The organism is uncultured Dechloromonas sp., from assembly GCF_945957265.1.
GTDB lineage: Bacteria > Pseudomonadota > Gammaproteobacteria > Burkholderiales > Rhodocyclaceae > Azonexus.
Genome location: NZ_CAMFKO010000002.1, coordinates 216,657 through 238,409, shown reverse-complemented (window position 1 = coordinate 238,409; position 21,753 = coordinate 216,657). Strand labels below are relative to the sequence as shown.

Here is a 21,753-nt window from a genome sequence, read left to right as displayed (position 1 = left end):
CGTGCCAGGCAAGTCACCTTGCGCTACTTCGGTATTTCTTTCGCCTTGGAACCCGCATCAGCAGGGGCCGCCGGCGCTTCGCCAGCCGCCGAAGTCGGCTGCGAAACAGACTGCGATTGTACCGGTTCTTGCATCAGACTGCCAGTCGTTTTTGGCTTATTGGAACCGATATAGGCCAGGGTAAGACTGGTCACGAAAAACACGGCGGCCAGAATGCCGGTCGCACGGCTGAGAAAATTCGCCGAACCGGTCGCCCCGAACAAACTCCCCGAGGCGCCGCTACCGAAGGCCGCCCCCATGTCAGCCCCCTTGCCATGCTGCATCAGCACAAGACCAATGATTGCAATGGCCACCAGGATATGGACCGCGAGGACGAGAGAAAATAACCAGTTCATGTATCAGCCTATCAATTTGCCGCCCGGCAAATTGCCAGGAAATCATCTGCAACCAAGGCAGCGCCGCCGATCAAACCGCCATCGACATCCGCCTGCCCAAACAATTCAGCCGCGCTTTGCGGCTTCACGCTACCACCGTACAAAATACGCAATCCATTCGCCACCGAGGCATCCAGGGCCGCCACCTGAGAACGAATGGCCGCATGCACTTCCTGCGCCTGCTGCGGCGTGGCTGTAATCCCCGTGCCAATCGCCCATACCGGCTCATATGCGACAACCGCCGACGCCAGCGCCGCAACGCCCTGCGCATCAAGCACCGCCGCCAGCTGCCGGGACACCACGACAGCCGTCAGGCCAGCCTCTCGCTCCGCCAGCGTTTCACCAACACACAGGACAGGAACAAGCCCCGCCTTTTGCGCGGCGGCGAATTTCGCCGCCACCACCCCATCCGTCTCGCCAAACAAGGCACGACGCTCGGAGTGGCCGACCAGCACATAGCGGCAGCCAAAATCCTGCAGCATGGCAGCCGACACTTCCGCCGTATAGGCACCAGCCGGATGCTCGCTGACCGACTGCGCGCCCCAGGCAACCGGGCTACCGGACAACAAGGCCTGGGCCTGAGCCAGATAGGGGTACGGCGGACACACAGCCACTTCGCACGCCAAGCCAGACACCCCGGCCTTGACCTGCTCAAGCAGCGCCGCATTCTTCTGGAGGCTGCCGTGCATTTTCCAGTTACCGGCGACGAGCTTTTTACGCATGGATGCAGTAGTTTGGTTGGCGAAAAACTTTTGGATTATAGCGACTTGGCGATTTTTCGGTCAATAAGAACCGGGAAACAGCGGATGACTACTGAGCCGCCTCGCGCACCACGGAAGCCAGTTTTTCCGCCGCATCAAGCACCTCGGCGACATCTTCGCCCTCGACCATGACGCGCAGCAAAGGCTCGGTACCCGAGGCGCGCAACAGCACCCGGCCACGCCCCGCCAGCCGCTTCTCGGTATCGCCCAAGGCCGCCACGATCGCCGGATGCTCCTTCCACGAAAAACCGCGGACGACCGGAACATTGATCAATTTCTGCGGATAGAGCACCAACCCGCCCAGCAGCGACTTCAAATCGCCGCCGGATTCGCGCAGCGCCGCCAGAACCTGCAGGGCGGCGACGATGCCGTCCCCTGTCGTGTGGCGGTCCAGCGCCAGGATGTGGCCGGAGTTCTCGCCGCCGTACAGCCAGCCCTTTTCGTTGAGCATCTCCACGACATAGCGATCGCCCACCGCAGCCCGGGCAAACGGAATATCCAGCTTGCCCAGGGCATGTTCGAGCGCCAGGTTGGTCATCAGGGTTCCGACGACGCCCTTGACCGCCGAGGTCCTGGCCCGACTGCGCACGATGGCGTAGAGCAACTGGTCGCCATCGTAGAGATTGCCGTCCGCATCGACCATCTGCAGGCGGTCGGCATCGCCATCGAGGGCCACCCCGAGGTCCGCACGGTTGGCCAGGACGGCCTCGCACAGCGCCTTCGGCGCGGTGGCGCCGACCGCGTCGTTGATATTCAGGCCATTGGGCTGAACGCCTATCGTCACCACCTCGGCGCCCAGTTCGTGGAAGACGCTGGGCGCAATGTGGTAGGCCGCGCCATGAGCGCAATCGACGACGATTTTCAGGCCGCGAAGGTCCAGATCGTTCGGAAAGGTGCTCTTGCAAAATTCGATGTAGCGACCGCGCGCATCCTCGATGCGCTTGACCCGACCCAATTCGGCCGGCGGCGCGCAGACCATGGGCTCATCGACTCCCCGCTCGATGGCCTGCTCCACCTCGTCCGGCAGCTTCGTGCCCTGGGCCGAGAAGAACTTGATGCCGTTGTCGTAGTACGGATTGTGCGAAGCGGAAATGACAATCCCCGCCTGAAGGCGCAAGGCACGCGTCAGATAGGCCACCGCCGGGGTCGGTATCGGCCCGACCAGACAAACCTCGACACCGGCCGCCGAAAACCCCGCCTCGAGGGCCGACTCCAGCATATAACCGGACAGCCGGGTGTCCTTGCCGATCAGAACCGCCGGACGCTCGCCCGGCGGCATCTCGCAACGCCCCAGCAGGACCTTGCCGGCCGCATAGCCCAGGCGCATCACGAAATCCGGCGTGATCGGGGACTGCCCCACGCGACCACGCACGCCGTCGGTTCCAAAATATTTTCTGCTCACGAAGACTCTCCCTGTTCTATTGCCGACCACACCGCCAGGGCATCCCTGGTCGCCGCCACATCATGCACGCGTAATATTTTCGCACCTTTTTGCGCCGCCATGAGCGCCGCCGCCACGCTGGACGCCAGTCGCTGCTCGACCGGGCGGCCGGTGATGGCGCCCAGCATCGACTTTCGCGAGACCCCGACCAACAAAGGCAGGTCGCCCAGCGCCCCGTCCGGCAAGGCCCGGAACAGCGCAAGATTATGCCGAAGCGTCTTGCCGAAGCCGAAACCGGGGTCGATGACCAGGCGATCGCGCGCGATCCCGGCAGCGCGACAGCGCGCCACGCAGCCGTCAAGGAAAGCGCGCACCTCACCGACCACGTCATCGTAATTCGGCGCCTGTTGCATGGTGCCCGGCTCGCCCTGCATGTGCATCACGCAAACGGCGCAATTGCCGCCGGCCACCGCGTCGAGCGCCCCCTGGCGCGCCATGCCGGTAATGTCGTTGATCATCGAGGCGCCCGCTTCAAGCGCCGCCCGCATCACCGCGGGCTTGTAGGTATCGACCGACACCGGCACACCCCAGGTCGTGATCTCACGAAGAACCGGTATCAGGCGGCGCAATTCTTCGTCTTCCGGGGTCGGCACCGCCCCGGGACGCGAGGACTCGGCCCCGATATCGAGAATATCCGACCCCGCCTCGAGCTGTTGGCGAGCGTGCCGAATGGCGTCATCGACATGGCCGACCAGGCCATCCCCGGAAAAGGAATCCGGCGTCAGATTGACGATCCCCATCAGCAAGGGACGATCGAGCGACAAGCGGTATGAACCGCACTGTAATGTGGACATGGCAAAAACAAAAAGGCCGGGAGACTATCCCGGCCGGGTTCATGGCATTTCGGTTCAGGCGGGTGCTGCCGCACTCGGCTCCGCACCGCCCGTGGTGTCATTCGAAGCCGCAGGACGCGACGAACCCTGCGACGGCTTCGGCGGACGCGGCGGCTTGCCGCCCATGATGTCGTCGATCTGCTCGGCATCGATGGTTTCCCACTCGAGCAGCGCCTTGGTCATCGCTTCGACCTTGTCGCGGTTGTCTTCCAGCAACTGGCGCGCCAGGGCGTATTGCTGGTCGATGATGCGGCGGATTTCGGCATCGACCTTCTGCATCGTCGCTTCCGACACGTTCTTGTGCTGGGTCACCGAGCGGCCGAGGAAGACCTCGCCGTCGTTCTCGCCATAGACCATCACGCCGAGGTCGGACATGCCGTAGCGAGTCACCATGTCGCGGGCCATAGCCGTGGCACGCTCGAAGTCGTTCGAGGCGCCGGTGGTCATCTGGTTCATGAACAGCTCTTCGGCGATGCGACCGCCGAACAGCACGGCGATGCGGCTCATCAGGTATTCGCGGTCGTAGGCGTAGCGATCCTGCTCCGGCAACTGCATGGTCAGGCCCAGGGCGCGACCGCGCGGGATGATCGTGACCTTGTGCACCGGATCCGACTTGGGCACCAGCTTGGCGACCACGGCATGGCCCGACTCGTGGTAGGCCGTGTTCATCTTCTCTTCCTCGGTCATTACCATGCTGCGGCGCTCGGCACCCATCATGATCTTGTCCTTGGCCATCTCGAAGTCGTCCATGTCCACCAGGCGCTTGTTGCGACGGGCGGCGAACAGGGCAGCCTCGTTGACCAGGTTGGCCAGGTCGGCGCCGGAGAAGCCCGGCGTACCGCGGGCGATGACGTCGGCCTTGACGTCGCCGGCGATCGGCACCTTGCGCATGTGCACCTTGAGGATTTCCTCGCGGCCGCGGATATCCGGCAGCGGCACGACGACCTGGCGGTCGAAGCGGCCCGGGCGGAGCAGCGCCGGATCGAGGATGTCGGGGCGGTTGGTGGCGGCGATGACGATGATGCCGGAGTGGCCTTCGAAACCGTCCATCTCGACCAGCAGCTGGTTCAGCGTCTGTTCGCGCTCGTCGTTGCCGCCGCCCAGGCCGGCACCGCGATGGCGGCCGACGGCGTCGATTTCATCGATGAAGATGATGCACGGGGCATGCTTCTTGGCATTCTCGAACATGTCGCGAACACGGGCCGCACCGACGCCGACGAACATTTCGACGAAGTCGGAACCGGAAATGCTGAAGAACGGCACCTTGGCTTCGCCGGCGATGGCCTTGGCGAGCAGGGTCTTGCCGGTACCCGGGTTGCCGACCATCAGCACGCCCTTGGGAATGCGGCCGCCGAGCTTCTGGAACTTGGAGGGATCGCGCAGGAAATCGACGATTTCCTGGACTTCTTCCTTGGCCTCGTCGCAACCGGCGACATCGACGAAGGTAATCGTGTTCTGGGCCTCGTCGGTCATCCGCGCCTTCGATTTGCCGAAGGAGAAGGCCCCGCCCTTGCCGCCGCCCTGCATCTGGCGCATGAAGAAGACCCAGACGCCGATCAGCAGCAGCATCGGGAACCAGCTGACGAAGATGTTCATCAGGAAGGACGGCTCCTCTTCCGGCCGGGCTTCGATCTTGACGCCATTCTTCAGGAGGTCGGAAACCAGCCACAGGTCGGGCGGCGCATAGGAGGTGATGCGCTTGCCTTCGGACGTGGTCGCCTTCAGCGTGCGCCCTTCCATCACCACCTTGGAAATACGCCCCGCCTTCACCTCTTCGATGAACTGGGAGTATTCGACAGCACCGGTCGCAACCTGACGGTTGTTGAACTGGTTGAAAACCGTCATCAGCACCAGGCCGATGACCAGCCAGATTGCGAGGTTTTTGAACATGTTGTTCAAGCTTGCTCTCCTTCTACAGCGTCGAGCGACAAAAATAGCATTCTAAACAAAACTCTCAGCGTAATGTGCGACCGAGCAAATAAAGCTCGGGGCTACGATCGCGCGAAGCATCCGGTTTCCGTACCGCGACGGTTTTGAAGGTTTCACGCATCTGCTTCAAAAACGTCTCGTAATCGGACCCTTGGAAAACTTTGACCAGAAAAGCGCCTTCCGGTTTCAAATGGGCTCGGCAGAACTCCAGGCCCAACTCGGCGAGATGCATGACGCGGGCCTGATCGACCAGCGGCACACCGGACATATTGGGGGCCATGTCCGACATTACAAGCCCCACCCGGCGATCGCCGAGCTTTTCTTCCAGTTGATGCAGGACCTCGTCCTCGCGGAAATCACCCTGGATGAAGTGAACACCGTGAATCGGCTCCATTTCGAGCAGATCGAGGGCGAACACCAGCCCCTGGTCGCCGACGCGCTTGACCGCGACCTGCGACCAGCCGCCGGGTGTCGCCCCGAGGTCGACCACGACTTCGCCGCGCTTGAGCAGCAGGTCCTTGTCGTCGATCTCCATCAGCTTGAAGGCAGCCCGCGAACGCCAGCCTTCCTTCCTGGCCAACTGGACATAGGGATCATTGATGTGCTCGCGCATCCAAGCTTTGCTGGTTCTGGTTCTCTTCATTCGGTAAAATGCCGTTTTTGAAAGGTTTTACTATGCAACAACTCAACTCTGCCCAGCGTCGCGAACTGCGCGCCCAGGCACATGGACTGAATCCGGTCGTCTCGATTGCCGAAAACGGCCTGACCGACTCGGTGCTCAAGGAAATCGACAACTGCCTCAAGGCTCACGAATTGATCAAGATTCGCGTCTATGGCGACAGTCGCGAAGACCGCATCGCATACTACGAACAAATCTGCGCCCAACTGGGTGCCGCTCCGGTGCAACATATCGGCAAGCTGCTCGTGGTCTACCGTCACAATGCAGAAAAAGCGGCTGCCGAAGCCAAGAAAGCGCAGGCTGCCCGCGCCGCCACCGCGCCGCGCCGCACCAAGCGCAGCCACCAGGGCTGATCACCTCAGCCCGCGTCCGCTCCACACCACCAGCCACAGCCCCAGCAGACTCTGCACCAGGTAGAGGATGCTGGAGATGCCGTGCCACGCCGCAAAGCGGTCGCGCAACACGCTTTCCATCACTTCCCGCGGCAGGGCGTCGGCCTTCAACTGCGCCATCAACGGCTGGATGCCGAACTGGCTGGCGACCGTCAGCAAGCCCATCAGCAGCACCAGCCAGAAGACGGCGCTCCTGAAGAAGCCCGTCCCCGAGCGCAGCAGCGCGAACAGCAGCAGGTAAGCGGCACAGCCGAGGCCGATCCAGCCCACCCATGCGAACAGCTTGCCGGCTACCAGGCCGGCCAGTTGCCGATCCCCCAGACTGGCGAAAAGAACCGGCGCCGCAACGTAGCCTATGGCCCAAAGCCCGCCGACCCATAAGGTGATGGCGATCAGATAGAGGGCTTCGGAAAAACGGCGCATCGCGACTTATTCGTAGCGGACGTCGATCAGCTCGTATTCGCGCATGCCGCCCGGCGCCTGGACCTGGGCGATATCGCCGGCGTACTTGCCGATCAGCGCGCGGGCCACCGGGGAATTGACGGAAATCTTGCCATTCTTGATGTCGGCTTCATCCTCGCCGACGATCTGGTAGGTCACGCTGTCGCCGCTATCCTGGTCTTCCATCTCGACGGTTGCGCCGAATACGCAGCGGCCGTCGGCATCGAGCATTTTCGGATCGATGATCTGGGCATTCGACAGCTTGCCCTCGACTTCCTGGATGCGCCCTTCGATGAAGCCCTGGCGCTCCTTGGCGGCGTCGTATTCGGCATTTTCCGACAGGTCGCCATGCGAACGCGCCTCGGCGATCGCCGCCACCACATTCGGGCGCTCGACGGTTTTCAGGCGATGCAGTTCCTCGCGCAGCTTTTCTGCGCCGGTCACGGTCAACGGTACTTTGCTCATATTTTTTCCAGCAAAAGCAAAACCGCCGGCGCCCGAAAAGGGGCTACCCGGCGGTTCAGGTTGGTTTTAGTGAAGCTGCGAATGCAGCGTCTGGATCGGATACACCACAAGCTCACCCAGATGGCGGATACCTTCGGCAGCGGCTTCCGCACCCCAGATCGTCGTGTACATGGTCACCCGCGCCTGCAGGCCGGAGGTACGGATCGAACGCGAATCGTTGATCGCCCCGCGCTTTTCTTCCACGGTGTTGATGATCAAGACGATTTCATCGTTCTTGATCATGTCGACGACGTGCGGACGGCCCTCGGTGACCTTGTTGACCTGCTGCACCGGCAAGCCCGCCGCTTCGATGGCGTGCGCCGTGCCGCGCGTGGCCGCCAGCTGGAAACCGGCGTCGTGCAGGTGGCGGGCGATCTCGATGGCCTTGGCCTTGTCGCTGTCCTTAACCGACAGGAAGACCTTGCCCGAGGCCGGCAACTTGACGCCGGCCGCCAGTTGCGACTTGACGAAGGCTTCGGCGAAGGTGGTTCCGACGCCCATGACCTCGCCGGTCGACTTCATTTCCGGCCCGAGGATGGTATCGACGCCCGGGAACTTGACGAAGGGGAAGACGGCTTCCTTGACCGAGAAATACGGCGGAATGACTTCCTTCGTGATCCCCTGGTCCTTCAGGCTGCGCCCCGACATGCAGCGGGCGGCGATCTTGGCCAGTTGCAGGCCGGTCGCCTTCGAGACGTAGGGCACGGTGCGCGAGGCGCGCGGATTGACTTCCAGCACGTAGACGTCGTTGTCCTTGATGGCGAACTGCACGTTCATCAGGCCGCAGACGTTCAGGGCCCTGGCCATCAGCTTGGTCTGCCGGCGCAGTTCGTCCTGCACGGCGGCCGACAGCGAGTACGGCGGCAGCGAGCAGGCCGAATCGCCGGAGTGCACGCCGGCCTGTTCGATGTGTTCCATGACGCCGCCGATGATCACTTCCTCGCCGTCCGACAGCGCATCGACGTCGCACTCGACGGCGTCGTTCAGGAAGCGGTCGAGCAGCACCGGCGAATCGTTGGAAACCTTGACCGCTTCGCGCATGTAGCGCTCGAGGTCCTTCTGCTCATGGACGATTTCCATGGCCCGGCCGCCGAGCACGTAGGACGGGCGGACGACCAGCGGATAGCCGATTTCCTGCGCCAGGCGCAGCGCATCCTCTTCGGTACGGGCGGTGCGGTTCGGCGGCTGCTTGAGGCCGAGATCGTGCAGCAGCTTCTGGAAGCGTTCGCGGTCTTCGGCGATGTCGATCGATTCCGGCGTCGTGCCGATGATCGGCACGCCGTTGGCTTCCAGCGCCAGCGCCAGCTTCAGCGGGGTCTGGCCGCCGTACTGGACGATGACGCCGACCGGCTTCTCGATGGCGCAGATTTCCAGCACGTCTTCCAGCGTCAGCGGCTCGAAATACAGGCGGTCGGAGGTGTCGTAGTCGGTGGACACGGTCTCCGGGTTGCAGTTGACCATGATGGTTTCGTAACCGTCTTCGCGCATGGCCATGGCGGCGTGCACGCAGCAGTAGTCGAACTCGATGCCCTGGCCGATGCGGTTCGGACCGCCGCCCAGCACCATGATCTTCTTCTTGTCGGTCGGGTTGGCCTCGCACTCGTCCTCGTAGGTCGAGTACATGTAGGCGGTGCCGGTGGCGAATTCCGCGGCGCAGGTGTCGACGCGCTTGTAGACCGGGCGCACCTTCAACTCATGGCGACGCTCGCGGACGGCGGCTTCGCTGGTCTTGGTCAGGTGGGCCAGACGGCGGTCGGCGAAGCCCTTGCGCTTCAGGTAGCGCAGCTCTTCGGCCGAGAACGAGGCCAGTTCGCGCTTCTCGATCTGCAGCTCGAGGTCGACGATCTCCTTGATCTGGACCAGGAACCACGGGTCGATCTTGGTCAGCTCGAAGACCTTGTCGACGGTCATGCCAACACCGAAGGCATCGGCAACGTACCACAGGCGATCCGGCGACGGACGGGCCAGCTGCTCGTCGATGGTTTCCGGATCGACCGACTTCAGATTGAAGCCGTCGACACCGACTTCCAGCCCGCGCAGGGCCTTCTGCAGGGACTCCTGGAAGGTGCGGCCGATGGCCATCACTTCGCCGACCGACTTCATCTGCGTGGTCAGCGTCGAATCGGCCTGCGGGAATTTCTCGAAGGCGAAACGCGGCACTTTGGTGACGACGTAGTCGATGGACGGCTCGAAGGAAGCCGGGGTCTTGCCGCCGGTGATGTCGTTGGACAGTTCGTCGAGGGTGTAGCCGACCGACAGCTTGGCGGCGATCTTGGCGATCGGGAAGCCGGTGGCCTTGGAGGCCAGCGCCGACGAACGCGAGACGCGCGGGTTCATCTCGATGACGATCATGCGACCGTCCTTCGGGTTGATCGAGAACTGGACGTTGGAACCGCCGGTATCGACGCCGATCTCGCGCAGCACGGCGATCGAGGCGTTGCGCAGGATCTGGTATTCCTTGTCGGTCAGCGTCTGGGCCGGGGCGACGGTGATCGAGTCGCCGGTATGCACGCCCATCGGATCGAGGTTTTCGATCGAGCAGATGATGATGCAGTTGTCCGCCTTGTCGCGGACGACTTCCATCTCGTATTCCTTCCAGCCGAGCAGCGATTCCTCGATCAGCAGCTCGTTGGTCGGCGAGGCTTCGAGACCGCGCTTGCAGATGGTCTCGAACTCTTCCATGTTGTAGGCGATGCCGCCGCCGGTGCCGCCCAGCGTGAAGGACGGACGGATGATGGTCGGGAAGCCGATCATCGCCTGCACCTGGTAGGCCTCTTCCATGCTGTGGGCGGTGGCCGACCTGGCGGAACCGAGACCGATCTTGGTCATCGCGTCCTTGAACTTCTGGCGGTCCTCGGCCTTGTCGATGGCTTCCTTGGAAGCGCCGATCAGCTCGACGCCGAACTTGGCCAGCACGCCCTCGCGATCGAGGTCGAGCGCGCAGTTCAGCGCGGTCTGGCCGCCCATGGTCGGCAGCAGCGCGTCCGGGCGTTCCTTTTCGATGATCTTGGCGACGACCTGCCAGGTGATCGGCTCGATGTAGGTGACATCGGCCATTTCCGGGTCGGTCATGATGGTCGCCGGGTTGGAGTTCACCAGGATGACCTTGTAGCCCTCCTCGCGCAGGGCCTTGCAGGCCTGGGCGCCGGAGTAGTCGAATTCGCAGGCCTGACCGATGATGATCGGGCCGGCGCCAATAATCAAAACACTCTTTATGTCTGTACGTTTCGGCATTTCTTTACTCTCGCCTTATTGCGCCGGCTGCAGCGCGGCAACGCCACGCGTCATGGTGTCGAGGAAGCGGTCGAACAGGTAGGCCACGTCGTGCGGCCCCGGGCTGGCTTCCGGATGGCCCTGGAAGGAGAAGGCCGGCACGTCGGTGCGGGCGATGCCTTGCAGGGAACCGTCGAACAGCGAGACGTGCGTGACCCGCAGGTTGGCCGGCAGCGACTCGATGTCGGCGGCAAAGCCGTGGTTCTGGCTGGTGATCAGCACCTGGCCGGTGTCCATGTCCTTGACCGGGTGGTTGGCGCCGTGGTGGCCGAACTTCATCTTGGCCGTCTTGGCGCCGGAGGCCAGCGCCAGCAACTGGTGGCCGAGGCAGATGCCGAAGGTCGGCACGCCGCGGTCGAGGAATTCGCGGATGGCGGCGATGGCGTAGTCGCACGGCTCCGGGTCGCCCGGGCCGTTGGACAGGAAGACGCCGTCCGGCTTCATGGCCAGCACGTCGGCGGCCGGCGTCTGCGCCGGCACCACGGTCAGGCGGCAGCCGCGCTCGGCCAGCATACGCAGGATGTTGCGCTTGACGCCGAAGTCGTAGGCGACGACATGGAAGCGCGGCTCGGCAGCCGGCTTGTAGCCCTTCAGGGTCCACTCGGCCTCGGTCCAGGAATAGCTGTCCTTGGCCGAAACCACCTTGGCCAGGTCCATGCCGTTCAGCCCCGGGAAGGCGCGCGCCATGGCCAGGGCCTTGGACTCGTCGGCCTCGCCGGCCAGGATGCAGCCGGCCTGGGCGCCCTTTTCGCGCAGGATGCGGGTCAGCTTGCGCGTATCGATGCCGGCGATGGCGACGATGCCGTGCTTCTTCAGGTAGGACGACAAGTCGTCCTGGGTACGCCAGTTGGACGCAACCAGCGGCAGGTCGCGGATGACCAGGCCTGCGGCGTAGTTGGCGTTGGATTCGAAATCCTCCGCATTACAGCCGGTGTTGCCGATATGCGGGTAGGTCAGGGTGACGATCTGGCGGCAATAGGACGGATCGGTCAGGATTTCCTGATAACCGGACATGGCGGTGTTGAACACCACTTCGCCACTGGTCAGGCCATCGGCGCCGATGGATTGGCCCTTGAAAACCGTTCCGTCGGCGAGGGCGAGAATGGCGGGTGTGAATGAGGGCAGCAGTGACACGTCGGCTCTCCAAATATTTTCTGCTTTATCATGTGCCAAGCGGGAAGGCTTGCGCCTCCCCGCTTGTGCTTTTTAACCTTTCTATTCTAGCCGAAAAGTGCCTTTTCAGGCAAATTCAAGGGATTACACGCGTCTCGACGTAGCGTTCGAAAATCGGCTTGATGAGGGTCATTTCATCGACCAGAGCCCCGTAAAGTCGACGACAGACCGCCCAGTCGACGTTTTCCACGGCCAGCGTCGCCTGCTCCAGTTCCATCGCCCGCAGCCGCGAGTGCTCGGCGTGGAACATGGCCAGCAGCCCCTTCAGGGTATGGGCGTGCATGCGGGTCTCATGGGGATTGGTCGCGTCGATGGCCGAGCGCAGGCGGCCGAGATGGGCATCCCATTCGCACAGCAGCATCCAGGCCATGGTTGCAAGCAAGTCCGGCTCCCCGATATCCCTTAGCGCGGCCCCCAGATCCAGCTGCGCCGAAGCGCCGGTCATTCCACCATCCAGCGCCGCGAACCCGGTCTCCGAGGCGTTGCCGCGCGCCCGATCGAGCGCCGCGTAAAGATCATCGGGCCGCAAGGGTTTGGCGACGTAGTCGTTCATCCCCGCCCCCAGGCAGCGCTCGCGGTCCGATGCCATGACATTGGCGGTCATGGCAACGATGTAGACCGGCCTGAATTCGTGCGAGACAACCCAGCTCCGCCGCATTTCCCGGGAGCGTATGGCTTCGGTCGCCTCCAGCCCGCCCATCACCGGCATCTGCATATCCATCAGGATCACGTCGAAATGCCCGCCATCGAACTGATCCAGGGCCTCGGCGCCATTATTGGCGATCGACACCCGGTGCGACATGCGCTCCAGCAAGCGCCTGGCCAGCTCCTGGTTGACCGGATTGTCCTCAACCAGCAATACGCTCAGGCCCGCCTTTTCCTCTTCGGCAAGCTTGGCGAAATTCACGTGCGACAACATGAAAGCGTCGAGTTCCAGGTTGTCCCTGCCCTCGACCAGCGCCAGGGCATCGAGCATGTCGGCACAGCCTACCGGCTTGACGAGATGCGCCGAGACCCCCAATTCCCTCGAGCGCGCCAGGTCGTGACGCTGGTTTTCGGTGGTCAGCACGATGATCAGCTTTTCCTTGCGCCCCGACTGCCCCCATGTTTCGGCCAAGGTAAAACCGGCCGGAGGATCCATGTTGGCGTCGAGCACGATGTAGTCATAGGGAAAATCGACCGCCCGACTACGCTCCACCGCAGCCACCGCCGCCGCACCGTCCGCCGACCAGGAGGCCTGAACGCCGAGCCGCTCGATCAATTCGACCAGATAGCGCCCGCTGGCCTCGTTGTCGTCGATGACCAAGGCACGTCGCCCGGCATAGCGCGGATCGAGCAAGGGCGCGCCAACCGGTGCCTCGACGCCGAAACGCCCGGTAAAGCAGAACACCGACCCCTGCCCCGGCGCACTCTCCAGCCAGATCCTGCCGTCCATCAACTGGACGAGGCGGGCGCAAATGGCAAGCCCGAGACCGGTCCCGCCGAAACGCCGGGTCGTCGATACGTCGGCCTGGGAAAACGCCTCGAAAATGGCCTGCTGCTTGTCCTCCGGAACCCCCATACCGGTATCGCGCACCGAGAAGCGCAGGAATACGGAATGCTCAGTCTGCTGATCGACCTCGATCCGTATCACGACCTCACCCGCCTCGGTGAATTTGATCGCATTGCCAATCAGGTTGATCACGACCTGGCGCAAACGCGTCGGATCACCCACGACGCGGGCCGGAACATCGGGCCGGACATCGGCGATCAGCTCCAGGCCTTTCTTGTGCGCGCTGACGGCAAGCACCCTGACGGCCTCGAGCACGACATCCTGCACCGAGAAGGCCAGGGCTTCGAACTCCATCTTGCCGGCCTCGATCTTCGAAAAGTCGAGGATGTCGTTAACGATGGTCAGGAGGGCATCGGCAGAGGATTTGACGGTTTTCAGATAGTGCCGCTGCTCGGCATCGAGATCGGTATCCAGGGCCAGCTCGATCATGCCGATGATGCCGTTCATCGGCGTGCGGATTTCATGACTCATGTTGGCCAGAAACGCGCCCCGCGCCCGATTGGCGGCCTCCGCAGCCTCCTTCGCCGAAATCAGCGCCGCCTCGGTGGCCTTCATTTCGCTGATGTCGCGCTGCAGCACCAAGACCCGCGCCGGCCGCCCCTCGGCATCGCGCACGGCAACCGCGCCGCGCAACAGGAACCAGCGCCACTGGCCGTCCCTGGCCTTCAGCCGGCACTCGGCCTGGAAGGCGACTTCCTGACTCTTGAGATGCGCGTCGATCCGCGCCTGCAGCGCGCGCAGGTCCTCGGGATGCACCATGCGCTGCCACTGGACGATGGAGTCGTCCAGATCGCCCTCGGCATAGCCGAGCATCTGCTTCCACTGCCTGCCTGACTCGATATGGCCGGTTGCCAGATTCCAGTCGGTCAGCGCGTCGCCCGACAAGCGGGCATACCAGCCGCTCAGATTCTGCCCGGCATAGGCCCGGTAGGCCGAATCGACAACCCCCAGCAGCCTGTCGGCGCCATCGGCCAGTTCCGGCTGATTCGCCTGGCGCGCCTGCTCCAGCAGCTGGCGAAACCGCGACTCACCTTCGTCGCCGAAGATTTCCTGCAGCTGTTTCGCGAGCAGCCGGGATTTCATGCCGGCTAACGCAAACCGAGAACGTCCTGCATGTCGAACAAGCCGTTCTTGCGGCCGGCCATGAAGCGGGCCGCGCGCAGGCTGCCCAGCGCATAGGGCATGCGGCTGCCGGCCTTGTGGGTGATCTCGACGCGCTCGCCGATGCCGCAGAACATCACCGTATGATCGCCGACGATATCGCCGCCGCGCACCGTCGCGAAGCCGATCGTGGACGGATCGCGCTCACCGGTCACACCCTCGCGGCCGTAGATGGCGCACTCGTCAAGATCGCGACCAAGGGCCGAGGCGACAACCTCTCCCATGCGCAGGGCGGTACCCGACGGCGCATCGATCTTCATGCGATGGTGGGCCTCGACAACCTCGATATCGTAGCCTTCGTTCATGATGCGGGCGGCCATGTCGAGCAGCTTGAAGACCACGTTGACGCCGACCGCCATGTTCGGCGCGAAGACCACCGGGATATCCCTGGCCGCCTCGGCAATGACCGCCTTGCCGTCGGCTTCGAAACCGGTCGTGCCGATCACCATGCCGACGCCGGCCTGGCGACAGAGCTCGAGATGCACCAGCGTGCCTTGCGGGCGGGTAAAGTCGATCAGGACGTCGATATCCTTGAGGCCCGCCGCCACGTCATCGCCGACGACGACAGGCGAGGCCATGCCGACCAGTTCGCCGGCATTCCGGCCGATCGCCGGGCTGCCCGGCACGTCGAAAGCGGCGCCGAGCGCGACGCCCTCGCCCTTCAGGGTTGCTTCGATCAGCATGCGGCCCATGCGGCCGCCGGCACCGACGATGCCAATACGTGTTGCGTTCATTCCTAGAATCCAAACATGCTCAAAAAGCGCCGGACGTAGCCCGGCTCCTCGCGGGGCGGCAGCGGTGTGTCTGCGGCCTCGCCCGACAGCGTCCCGAGATCGACCAGGCGGCTCTTGCTCTGCGGCGTGGTCAGCTCGGCGACTTCGGCAACGGCGACATCCCCTCCGACCCGCTCCAGACGGCCATCGGCATCGAAAAACACGGTGAACTTGCGCCCCTCGACGGTTCCGGTCCGGCCGTTCCGGTAGCTATAGACATAGTCCCAGCGCTGCTGGTGGAAAATATCGGCAACCATCGGCGTTCCCAGGACGAAGCGCACTTGATCGCGGGTTTGACCGGGTTTCAGCTGGGCGACCATCTCCTGGGTCAGGACATTGCCCTGCTGGATGTCGATCTTGTATTCATTGATGAAGCCGGGCTTCCAGGAACAGGCTGCAATAAGCACACTGGAGACAGCAACGAGCATGAGACGGGAACGGCGCATTCGGGATTTCCGGATTTTTGAATCGGCTTTGAAGCGGTATATCATACCCGAAATCGGCATCCCGCCTTGTTTGAACTATTTCTGGAAAATCCGTAATGAGCGATCCGCAAAGCCTCAAGAACATGGGGTTGAAGGCCACCTTTCCCCGCCTGAAGATTCTTGAGCTTTTCGAAAAAAGCACGATGCGGCACATGACGGCGGAAGACGTCTACCGGATGCTGATCGCCGAAAACATGGACATCGGCCTGGCGACGGTCTATCGCGTACTGACCCAGTTCGAGCAGGCCGGCCTGCTCGAACGCCACTTCTTCGAATCCGGCAAGGCGGTATTCGAAGTCAATCGCGGCAAGCACCACGATCACCTGGTGTGCGTCGAATGCGGCAAGGTCGAGGAGTTTTTCGACCCGGAAATCGAAAAGCGGCAAAACACGGTCGCCGAAGAACGCGGCTTTACCATCCAGGATCACGCCCTGTACATCTACGGTCGTTGCGCCGAGTGCGGCAGCAAGAAAGCCTGACGGCCGGCGCATGTCCGAGTTATTGCCCGCCAACGCGGCGAGCTGGCTTTCCTCGGCCGGCGCAACCTACCTGCTGATTGCCCTCGCCGAGTTCGGCGACAAGAGCCAGCTCGTCTGCATGACCCTGGCCGCGCGCCATCGCGGGCTGCCGGTGGTGATCGGCGCCGTCTCGGCCTTCGCCATCCTCAACCTGCTCGCCGTGCTGTTCGGCGCGGCCGTCGCCGCCTGGCTCCCGGAATGGGTCGTCACACTGGCCGTCGCCGTGCTGTTCGCCTTTTTCGGCGTGCAGTCCCTGCGCTTCGAGGCAGAGGACGATGACGAGGAAATCGAGGAAAAGCCCGGCCACGGCATCGTCGCCACCACCTTCCTGATGATCTTTCTCGCCGAGTTCGGCGACAAGACGCAGATTGCCGTCGCCGGCATGGGCAGCACCGCCGCACCGATGGCGACCTGGGTCGGCGCCACGCTGGCCCTGACCACGACATCGGTGCTCGGCGTCTACGCCGGCCGCCGCTTCCTGAAACAGCTGCCGCTGCACTGGATACACCGGGTCAGCGGCGTGTTTTTCCTGCTGCTGGCGCTACTCGCCGCGCTGCGCCTGTTCGGCCTGATCTGATCCCGAGCGCCGGCCGACTCAGGCCAAAGCCTTGGGATTGAGCAGCTCCCGGGCATGCTGCAGCGTGATGTCGGTGATTTCGACCCCGCCCAGCATGCGGGCAATTTCCTGGACGCGGCCATCGTCGTCGAGCGGCCGGATGGCGCTCAAGGTGGCGCCGTTGCGCGTCGCCTTGCTCACCTGCCACTGCCAGTTGGCCTGCGCCGCGACCTGCGGCAGATGGGTGACGCACAGTACCTGGCGCTCGCTGCCCAGTTCGCGCAGCAAGCGGCCGACGATTTCCGCCACGCCGCCGCCGATGCCGACATCGACCTCGTCGAAAATCAGGGTCGGCACGCTGGCCGAACGCGAGGTCAGCACCTGGATGGCCAGGCTGATGCGCGACAATTCGCCGCCCGAGGCCACCTTGGCCAGCGGCTTGGCTTCGTTGCCGGCCAGGCCGCCGATACGGAACTCGACCTGCTCCAGGCCATAGACGGCGCCGCCCTCGACGGCCGGCAAAGCCACTTCGAAACGACCGGAGGACAGAGCCAGCTGGCGCATCACGTCGCTGACCGCCTTGCCCATCTCGGTCGCGGCCTTCTTGCGGCCGGCCGACAGCTTGCCGGCAAGCGTGCGATAAACCTGCTGAGCGGCCGCCACCTTGCCCTCCAGCGCCGCGAGATCGGCCGATTCGTCGAGTTCGGCCAGGCGCTGGCGCCAGCCGGTCAGCAGGCCGGGCAGTTCCGGCGGCTGGACGCGGAACTTGCGGGCGTTGGCCATCACTGCGTCCATGCGGCGCTCGACTTCGGCCAGGCGGCCCGGATCGAGATCGACGCGGTCGGCGTAACGGCGCAGCGTCGATACCGCTTCGGACAGTTCGGCCTGCACCGAACCGAGCAACTCGGCCACTCCGGCCAGCGCCGGGTCGTATTCGGCCAGGCCGGCCAGGCGGTCGGCGACGCTGTCGATCTGCCGCTCGCAGGCGGCATCGTCCTCGGCCAGCACGGCCAGGGCGTACTGCGCGCCCTCGATCAGGCTGGCCGCATGGCCCAGGCGACGGTGTTCGACATCGAGCGTCGCCCATTCGTCGTCGCCGAAGGCCAGTGCATCGAGCTCGCCGACCTGCCATTGCAACTGCTCGCGCTCGCGCTGCAGCGCCTCGACGCCTTCGCTGGCGGAACGCAGGGCCTGTTCGGCATCGCGCCAGGTCTTCCAGGCCGTCGCCACCTCGCGCACCGTCGCGCCCAGCCCGGCATGGGCGTCGAGCAAGGCACGCTGGGCATCGGCCCGGAGCAGCGACTGGTGGGCATGCTGGCCATGGATATCGACCAGCCATTCGCCGACTTCGCGCAACTGCTGGACGGTTGCCGGCGAACCGTTGATGTAGGCGCGGGAGCGGCCGCCGGCATCGACGACGCGGCGCAGCATCAGCTCGCTGCCGGCGTCGAGATCGTTGGCCGCCAGCCAGGCGCCGACCTCTGGCAAGGCAGCGACGTCAAAGCTGGCCGCCACTTCGGCCTTGTCGCAGCCGGAACGGACGACACCGGCATCGGCTCGCTCGCCCAGCGCCAGCGCCAGGGCATCGATGAGGATGGACTTGCCAGCCCCGGTTTCCCCGGTCAGCGCCCCGAAGCCCGCCGAAAACTCGAGTTCCAGCCGGTCGACGATGACGAAATCCTTGATGGTCAGGTGGAGCAGCATCAGGGCCCTTTCGGCCGTTCGCTCCACTGCAGCTTCTGGCGCAGCATGGCGAAATAGCTGTAGCCCGGCGGATGCAGGAAGCAGATGGTGTGTTCGGAGCGGCGCAGACGGACGCAATCGCCGGGCAGCAGGTCGAGCGTGACCTGGCCGTCGAAGTGCACGCGCGGGTCGTCGGCGGTGGCGATACGCAGCTCGATGTCGGTGTTGTCGTTGACGATGATCGGCCGGTTGGTCAGCGCATGCGGACACAAGGGCACCAGCGCGATGCCGGTCAGCGTCGGATTGAGGATGGGGCCGCCGGCCGACAGCGAATAGGCGGTCGACCCGGTCGGCGTCGACACGATCAGGCCGTCCGAACGCAGGTTGTAGATGAACTCGCCGTCGATGAACAGCTCGAACTCGATCATCCGGCCGATGGCCCCCTTGTCGACGACAACGTCGTTGAGCGCCATGTTGGAGGCGATCTCCTTGCCGTCGCGCGTCACTTCGGCGGCCAGCAGCATGCGGTTTTCCGGCGCGAAACGGCCGTCCAGCAGGTCGTCCATGCAGGTCAGCATGTCGTCGCGGGCGATGTCGGTCATGAAGCCGAGACGCCCCTGGTTGACCCCGACCAGCGGTACGCAGTAGCGGGCCAGGCGGCGCGCCGCGTTGAGCATGGTGCCGTCGCCGCCGAGGACGATGGCGAGGTCGGCATGGGCGCCGATATCGTTGAAGCCGCAGGTCACCCAGCGCGACAGGTCGACCTTCTTGCCGATGTTTTCGGCGGTTTCACGCTCGATGAAGACCGAGGCGCCGCGCTCATAGAGATATTCGGCCAGCCGGCGCAGCGACTCGGCAATTTCCTGGCTGTGGTATTTGCCGACCAGCGCGATGGTCCGTGGGGAGCGGTAGGATGTGAAGCCTCGGTTCATGGGGCTGAATTCTTGCATAAAAATGGCCTGTAGCGCGGCCTCCGGTTTTTTGTACAATCCGGACATGCTTGATGAACGCGCCCGTACCCTGCTGAAGACGCTGGTCGAACACTACATCGCCGACGGGCAACCGGTCGGATCGCGTGCGCTGTCCAAGTTCTCCGGCCTCGACCTGTCGCCGGCCACCATCCGCAACGTGATGGCCGACCTCGAGGAGGCCGGCTTCGTCGCCAGCCCGCACACCTCGGCCGGCCGCATCCCGACGGCGCGCGGCTACCGCCTGTTCGTCGACAGCCTGCTCACCGTGCAGACCCTGGAAGCCAGCCAGCTTGGCCGGATGGAGGAAGCGCTGCACGGCCGGCCGTCCAGCCAGATCATTTCCAGCGCCTCGCAGCTGCTGTCGAGCCTGACGCATTTCGCCGGCGTCGTCATCGCGCCGCGCCGGCAGAGCAGCCGCATCCGGCAGATCGAGTTCCTCAGCCTGTCCGAGCGGCGCATCCTGCTGATCATCGTGACCGCCGACGGCGACGTGCAGAACCGCATCATTTCCACCGAAAAGGCCTACACCCCCGCCGAACTGGTCAGCGCCGCCAACTACCTGACGCAGAACTTCGCCGGCCTGGACTTCGAGCAGATGCGCCATCACCTGTCGGCGGAAATCCGGCAATTGCGCGAAGACATCAAGCCGCTGATGACCCTGGCCCTCGAGGCCGGCGACGCGGCCATGTCGGAAAGCGCCACGCCCTACGTGATTTCCGGCGAAAAGAACCTGCTCGACGTCGAGGAACTGTCGTCGAACATGAAGCGCCTGCGCGAACTGTTCGACCTGTTCGAGCAGCGTTCCAGCCTGATGCGCCTGCTCGACGTGTCGAACCGCGCCGAGGGCGTGCAGATCTTCATCGGCGGCGAATCGGGCATCGCCCCGCTCGACGAATGCAGCGTCGTCACCGCCCCCTACGCCGTCGACGGCCAGGTGGTCGGTTCGGTCGGCGTCATCGGCCCGACCCGCATGGCCTACGAGCGGGTCATTCCCATCGTCGACATCACCGCCCGCCTGCTCTCCAGCGCCCTCTCCACCAAACCGGATAACTGATGTTCCGTTTTCTTCCCGAGCCGCCGCACCGCCATGGCACGCCGGCGAGCACCGCCGTCGTCCTCGTCAACCTCGGCACGCCCGATGCCCCGACCGCGCCGGCGCTCCGCCGCTACCTCAAGCAGTTCCTTTCCGACCCGCGCGTCGTCGAAATTCCCAAGCTGCTGTGGTGGCCGATCCTCAACGGCATCATCCTCAACCTGCGCCCGAAGAAATCGGCCGCCAAGTACGCCACGGTCTGGATGCCGGAAGGCTCGCCGCTGCGCGTGCACACCGAGCGCCAGGCCAAGCTGCTCCGGGGCCTGCTCGGCCAGCGCGGCCATCAGGTCACCGTGACCTGGGCGATGCGCTACGGTTCGCCGTCGATTCCCGACGTGCTCGCCCACCTCAAGGCCGAGGGCGCCAGCCGCATCCTGATCGTGCCGATGTACCCGCAATACGCCGCCAGCACCACGGCGACCGTGGTCGATGCCTGCTCGGCGTGGCTGCTGCAGACCCGCAACCAGCCCGAGATGCGCTTCGTGCGCAATTTCCACGACCGGGAAGGCTACCTGGCGGCGCTCGAACAATCGGTGCGCAGGCACTGGCAGGCCAACGGCCCGCTCGGCGCCAACGACCGCCTGCTCATCAGCTTCCACGGCCTGCCCAGGCGCAGCCTGGATCTCGGCGACCCGTACTTCTGCGAATGCCAGAAGACCGGGCGCCTGCTCGTCGAGCGCCTGAACCTGAAGCCCGAGCAGTTCCAGATCTGCTTCCAGTCGCGCTTCGGCAAGGCCGAATGGCTGCAGCCCTACACCGCCCCCACGCTGCACGAATGGGGCGCCCGGGGCATCCACCGGGTGGACGTGATTTGTCCCGGCTTCGTCGCCGACTGCCTCGAAACGCTGGAGGAAATCGCCCAGGAAGGCCGCGACGATTTCCTCAAGGCCGGCGGCAAGGAATACCACTACATTCCGGCGCTCAACGAAGACGACGCCTGGATCAAGGCCCTGGCCGACCTCGCCGAGCAGCACCTGGCCGGCTGGCCAAGCACGGCGGCCATCGATCCCCGGCAACTGGAAAGCAGCGCCAGCCTGGCCATCAGGAGCGGCGCCCGCAGCTGATCCGGCGCCGCCAGGCTTGAATTGCCGGCACTCGCCC

Annotated in this window: 20 protein-coding genes; 5 read left to right on the top strand and 15 right to left on the bottom strand. The window is 64.2% G+C overall.

Annotation, left to right across the window (positions count from 1 at the left end; genetic code table 11):
• Window positions 1-23: 23 nt before the first annotated feature.
• The 6 genes from secG to rlmE all read right to left on the bottom strand — a co-directional run bounded on the left by secG (window position 24) and on the right by rlmE (window position 6,041).
• Window positions 24-395 (bottom strand): preprotein translocase subunit SecG, encoded by a 372-nt coding sequence (gene secG, locus Q0P59_RS02415; protein ID WP_295003131.1) that lies wholly within the window; start codon window positions 393-395, stop codon window positions 24-26.
• A gap of 11 nt (window positions 396-406) precedes the next feature.
• Window positions 407-1,156 carry a triose-phosphate isomerase gene (tpiA, locus tag Q0P59_RS02410; protein ID WP_295003129.1) on the bottom strand — a complete coding sequence of 250 codons (750 nt, stop codon included), beginning with the start codon at window positions 1,154-1,156 and terminating at the stop codon, window positions 407-409.
• An 88-nt stretch (window positions 1,157-1,244) separates the two neighbouring features.
• Window positions 1,245-2,597, bottom strand: coding sequence for a phosphoglucosamine mutase (gene glmM, locus Q0P59_RS02405; protein ID WP_295003127.1), 1,353 nt, complete (start codon window positions 2,595-2,597; stop codon window positions 1,245-1,247).
• On the bottom strand, window positions 2,594-3,430 hold the full coding sequence (gene folP, locus Q0P59_RS02400) for a dihydropteroate synthase (protein WP_295003125.1): 837 nt from the start codon (window positions 3,428-3,430) through the stop codon (window positions 2,594-2,596). The genes glmM and folP overlap by 4 nt, the downstream gene beginning before the upstream one ends.
• Window positions 3,431-3,484: 54 nt before the next feature.
• On the bottom strand, window positions 3,485-5,368 hold the full coding sequence (gene ftsH / locus Q0P59_RS02395) for an ATP-dependent zinc metalloprotease FtsH (RefSeq protein ID WP_295003122.1): 1,884 nt from the start codon (window positions 5,366-5,368) through the stop codon (window positions 3,485-3,487).
• Between the two features lie 55 nt (window positions 5,369-5,423).
• Window positions 5,424-6,041 (bottom strand): 23S rRNA (uridine(2552)-2'-O)-methyltransferase RlmE, encoded by a 618-nt coding sequence (rlmE, locus tag Q0P59_RS02390; protein WP_295003120.1) that lies wholly within the window; start codon window positions 6,039-6,041, stop codon window positions 5,424-5,426.
• 32 nt (window positions 6,042-6,073) lie between these two features.
• Here rlmE and yhbY point away from each other — a divergent pair, with 32 nt between their 5' ends.
• Window positions 6,074-6,430 (top strand): ribosome assembly RNA-binding protein YhbY, encoded by a 357-nt coding sequence (yhbY, locus tag Q0P59_RS02385; protein ID WP_295003117.1) that lies wholly within the window; start codon window positions 6,074-6,076, stop codon window positions 6,428-6,430.
• Here the strand turns inward: yhbY and Q0P59_RS02380 are convergent, their stop codons facing one another.
• The 7 genes from Q0P59_RS02380 to Q0P59_RS02350 form a co-directional block, all read right to left on the bottom strand.
• Window positions 6,431-6,892 carry a DUF4149 domain-containing protein gene (locus Q0P59_RS02380; RefSeq protein WP_295003115.1) on the bottom strand — a complete coding sequence of 154 codons (462 nt, stop codon included), beginning with the start codon at window positions 6,890-6,892 and terminating at the stop codon, window positions 6,431-6,433.
• Window positions 6,893-6,898: 6 nt separating this feature from the next.
• Complete coding sequence (greA, locus tag Q0P59_RS02375; protein ID WP_295003113.1) at window positions 6,899-7,375, bottom strand: transcription elongation factor GreA; 477 nt, start codon at window positions 7,373-7,375, stop codon at window positions 6,899-6,901.
• Between the two features lie 66 nt (window positions 7,376-7,441).
• A complete protein-coding gene (gene carB, locus Q0P59_RS02370) occupies window positions 7,442-10,648 on the bottom strand; it encodes a carbamoyl-phosphate synthase large subunit (protein ID WP_295003111.1) in 3,207 nt (1,068 codons plus the stop codon).
• Window positions 10,649-10,663: 15 nt separating this feature from the next.
• On the bottom strand, window positions 10,664-11,812 hold the full coding sequence (gene carA / locus Q0P59_RS02365) for a glutamine-hydrolyzing carbamoyl-phosphate synthase small subunit (RefSeq protein WP_295003200.1): 1,149 nt from the start codon (window positions 11,810-11,812) through the stop codon (window positions 10,664-10,666).
• Between the two features lie 124 nt (window positions 11,813-11,936).
• On the bottom strand, window positions 11,937-14,495 hold the full coding sequence (locus Q0P59_RS02360) for a response regulator (protein ID WP_295003108.1): 2,559 nt from the start codon (window positions 14,493-14,495) through the stop codon (window positions 11,937-11,939).
• A gap of 5 nt (window positions 14,496-14,500) precedes the next feature.
• Entirely contained in the window at window positions 14,501-15,307 is an 807-nt protein-coding gene (gene dapB / locus Q0P59_RS02355) for a 4-hydroxy-tetrahydrodipicolinate reductase (RefSeq protein ID WP_295003106.1), read from the bottom strand.
• 2 nt (window positions 15,308-15,309) lie between these two features.
• On the bottom strand, window positions 15,310-15,792 hold the full coding sequence (locus Q0P59_RS02350; RefSeq protein ID WP_295003104.1) for an outer membrane protein assembly factor BamE: 483 nt from the start codon (window positions 15,790-15,792) through the stop codon (window positions 15,310-15,312).
• A gap of 95 nt (window positions 15,793-15,887) precedes the next feature.
• Between Q0P59_RS02350 and fur the strand changes: the two genes are divergently transcribed.
• Entirely contained in the window at window positions 15,888-16,310 is a 423-nt protein-coding gene (gene fur / locus Q0P59_RS02345; RefSeq protein ID WP_295003101.1) for a ferric iron uptake transcriptional regulator, read from the top strand.
• 10 nt (window positions 16,311-16,320) lie between these two features.
• Window positions 16,321-16,926 carry a TMEM165/GDT1 family protein gene (locus Q0P59_RS02340; RefSeq protein WP_295003099.1) on the top strand — a complete coding sequence of 202 codons (606 nt, stop codon included), beginning with the start codon at window positions 16,321-16,323 and terminating at the stop codon, window positions 16,924-16,926.
• 18 nt (window positions 16,927-16,944) lie between these two features.
• Here the strand turns inward: Q0P59_RS02340 and recN are convergent, their stop codons facing one another.
• Together recN and Q0P59_RS02330 are read right to left on the bottom strand one after the other, a co-directional pair.
• On the bottom strand, window positions 16,945-18,609 hold the full coding sequence (gene recN, locus Q0P59_RS02335; RefSeq protein WP_295003096.1) for a DNA repair protein RecN: 1,665 nt from the start codon (window positions 18,607-18,609) through the stop codon (window positions 16,945-16,947).
• On the bottom strand, window positions 18,609-19,538 hold the full coding sequence (locus Q0P59_RS02330; RefSeq protein WP_295003094.1) for an NAD kinase: 930 nt from the start codon (window positions 19,536-19,538) through the stop codon (window positions 18,609-18,611). Before Q0P59_RS02330 ends, recN begins: the two co-directional genes overlap by 1 nt.
• Window positions 19,539-19,584: 46 nt before the next feature.
• On the opposite strand from Q0P59_RS02330, the gene hrcA reads away from it, so the two are divergent.
• Both hrcA and hemH read left to right on the top strand, forming a co-directional pair.
• Window positions 19,585-20,613 carry a heat-inducible transcriptional repressor HrcA gene (hrcA, locus tag Q0P59_RS02325; RefSeq protein ID WP_295003092.1) on the top strand — a complete coding sequence of 343 codons (1,029 nt, stop codon included), beginning with the start codon at window positions 19,585-19,587 and terminating at the stop codon, window positions 20,611-20,613.
• Window positions 20,613-21,716: a ferrochelatase gene (gene hemH, locus Q0P59_RS02320; protein WP_295003090.1), complete on the top strand. Its 1,104-nt coding sequence runs from the start codon at window positions 20,613-20,615 to the stop codon at window positions 21,714-21,716. The genes hrcA and hemH overlap by 1 nt, the downstream gene beginning before the upstream one ends.
• Window positions 21,717-21,753: the final 37 nt, after the last annotated feature.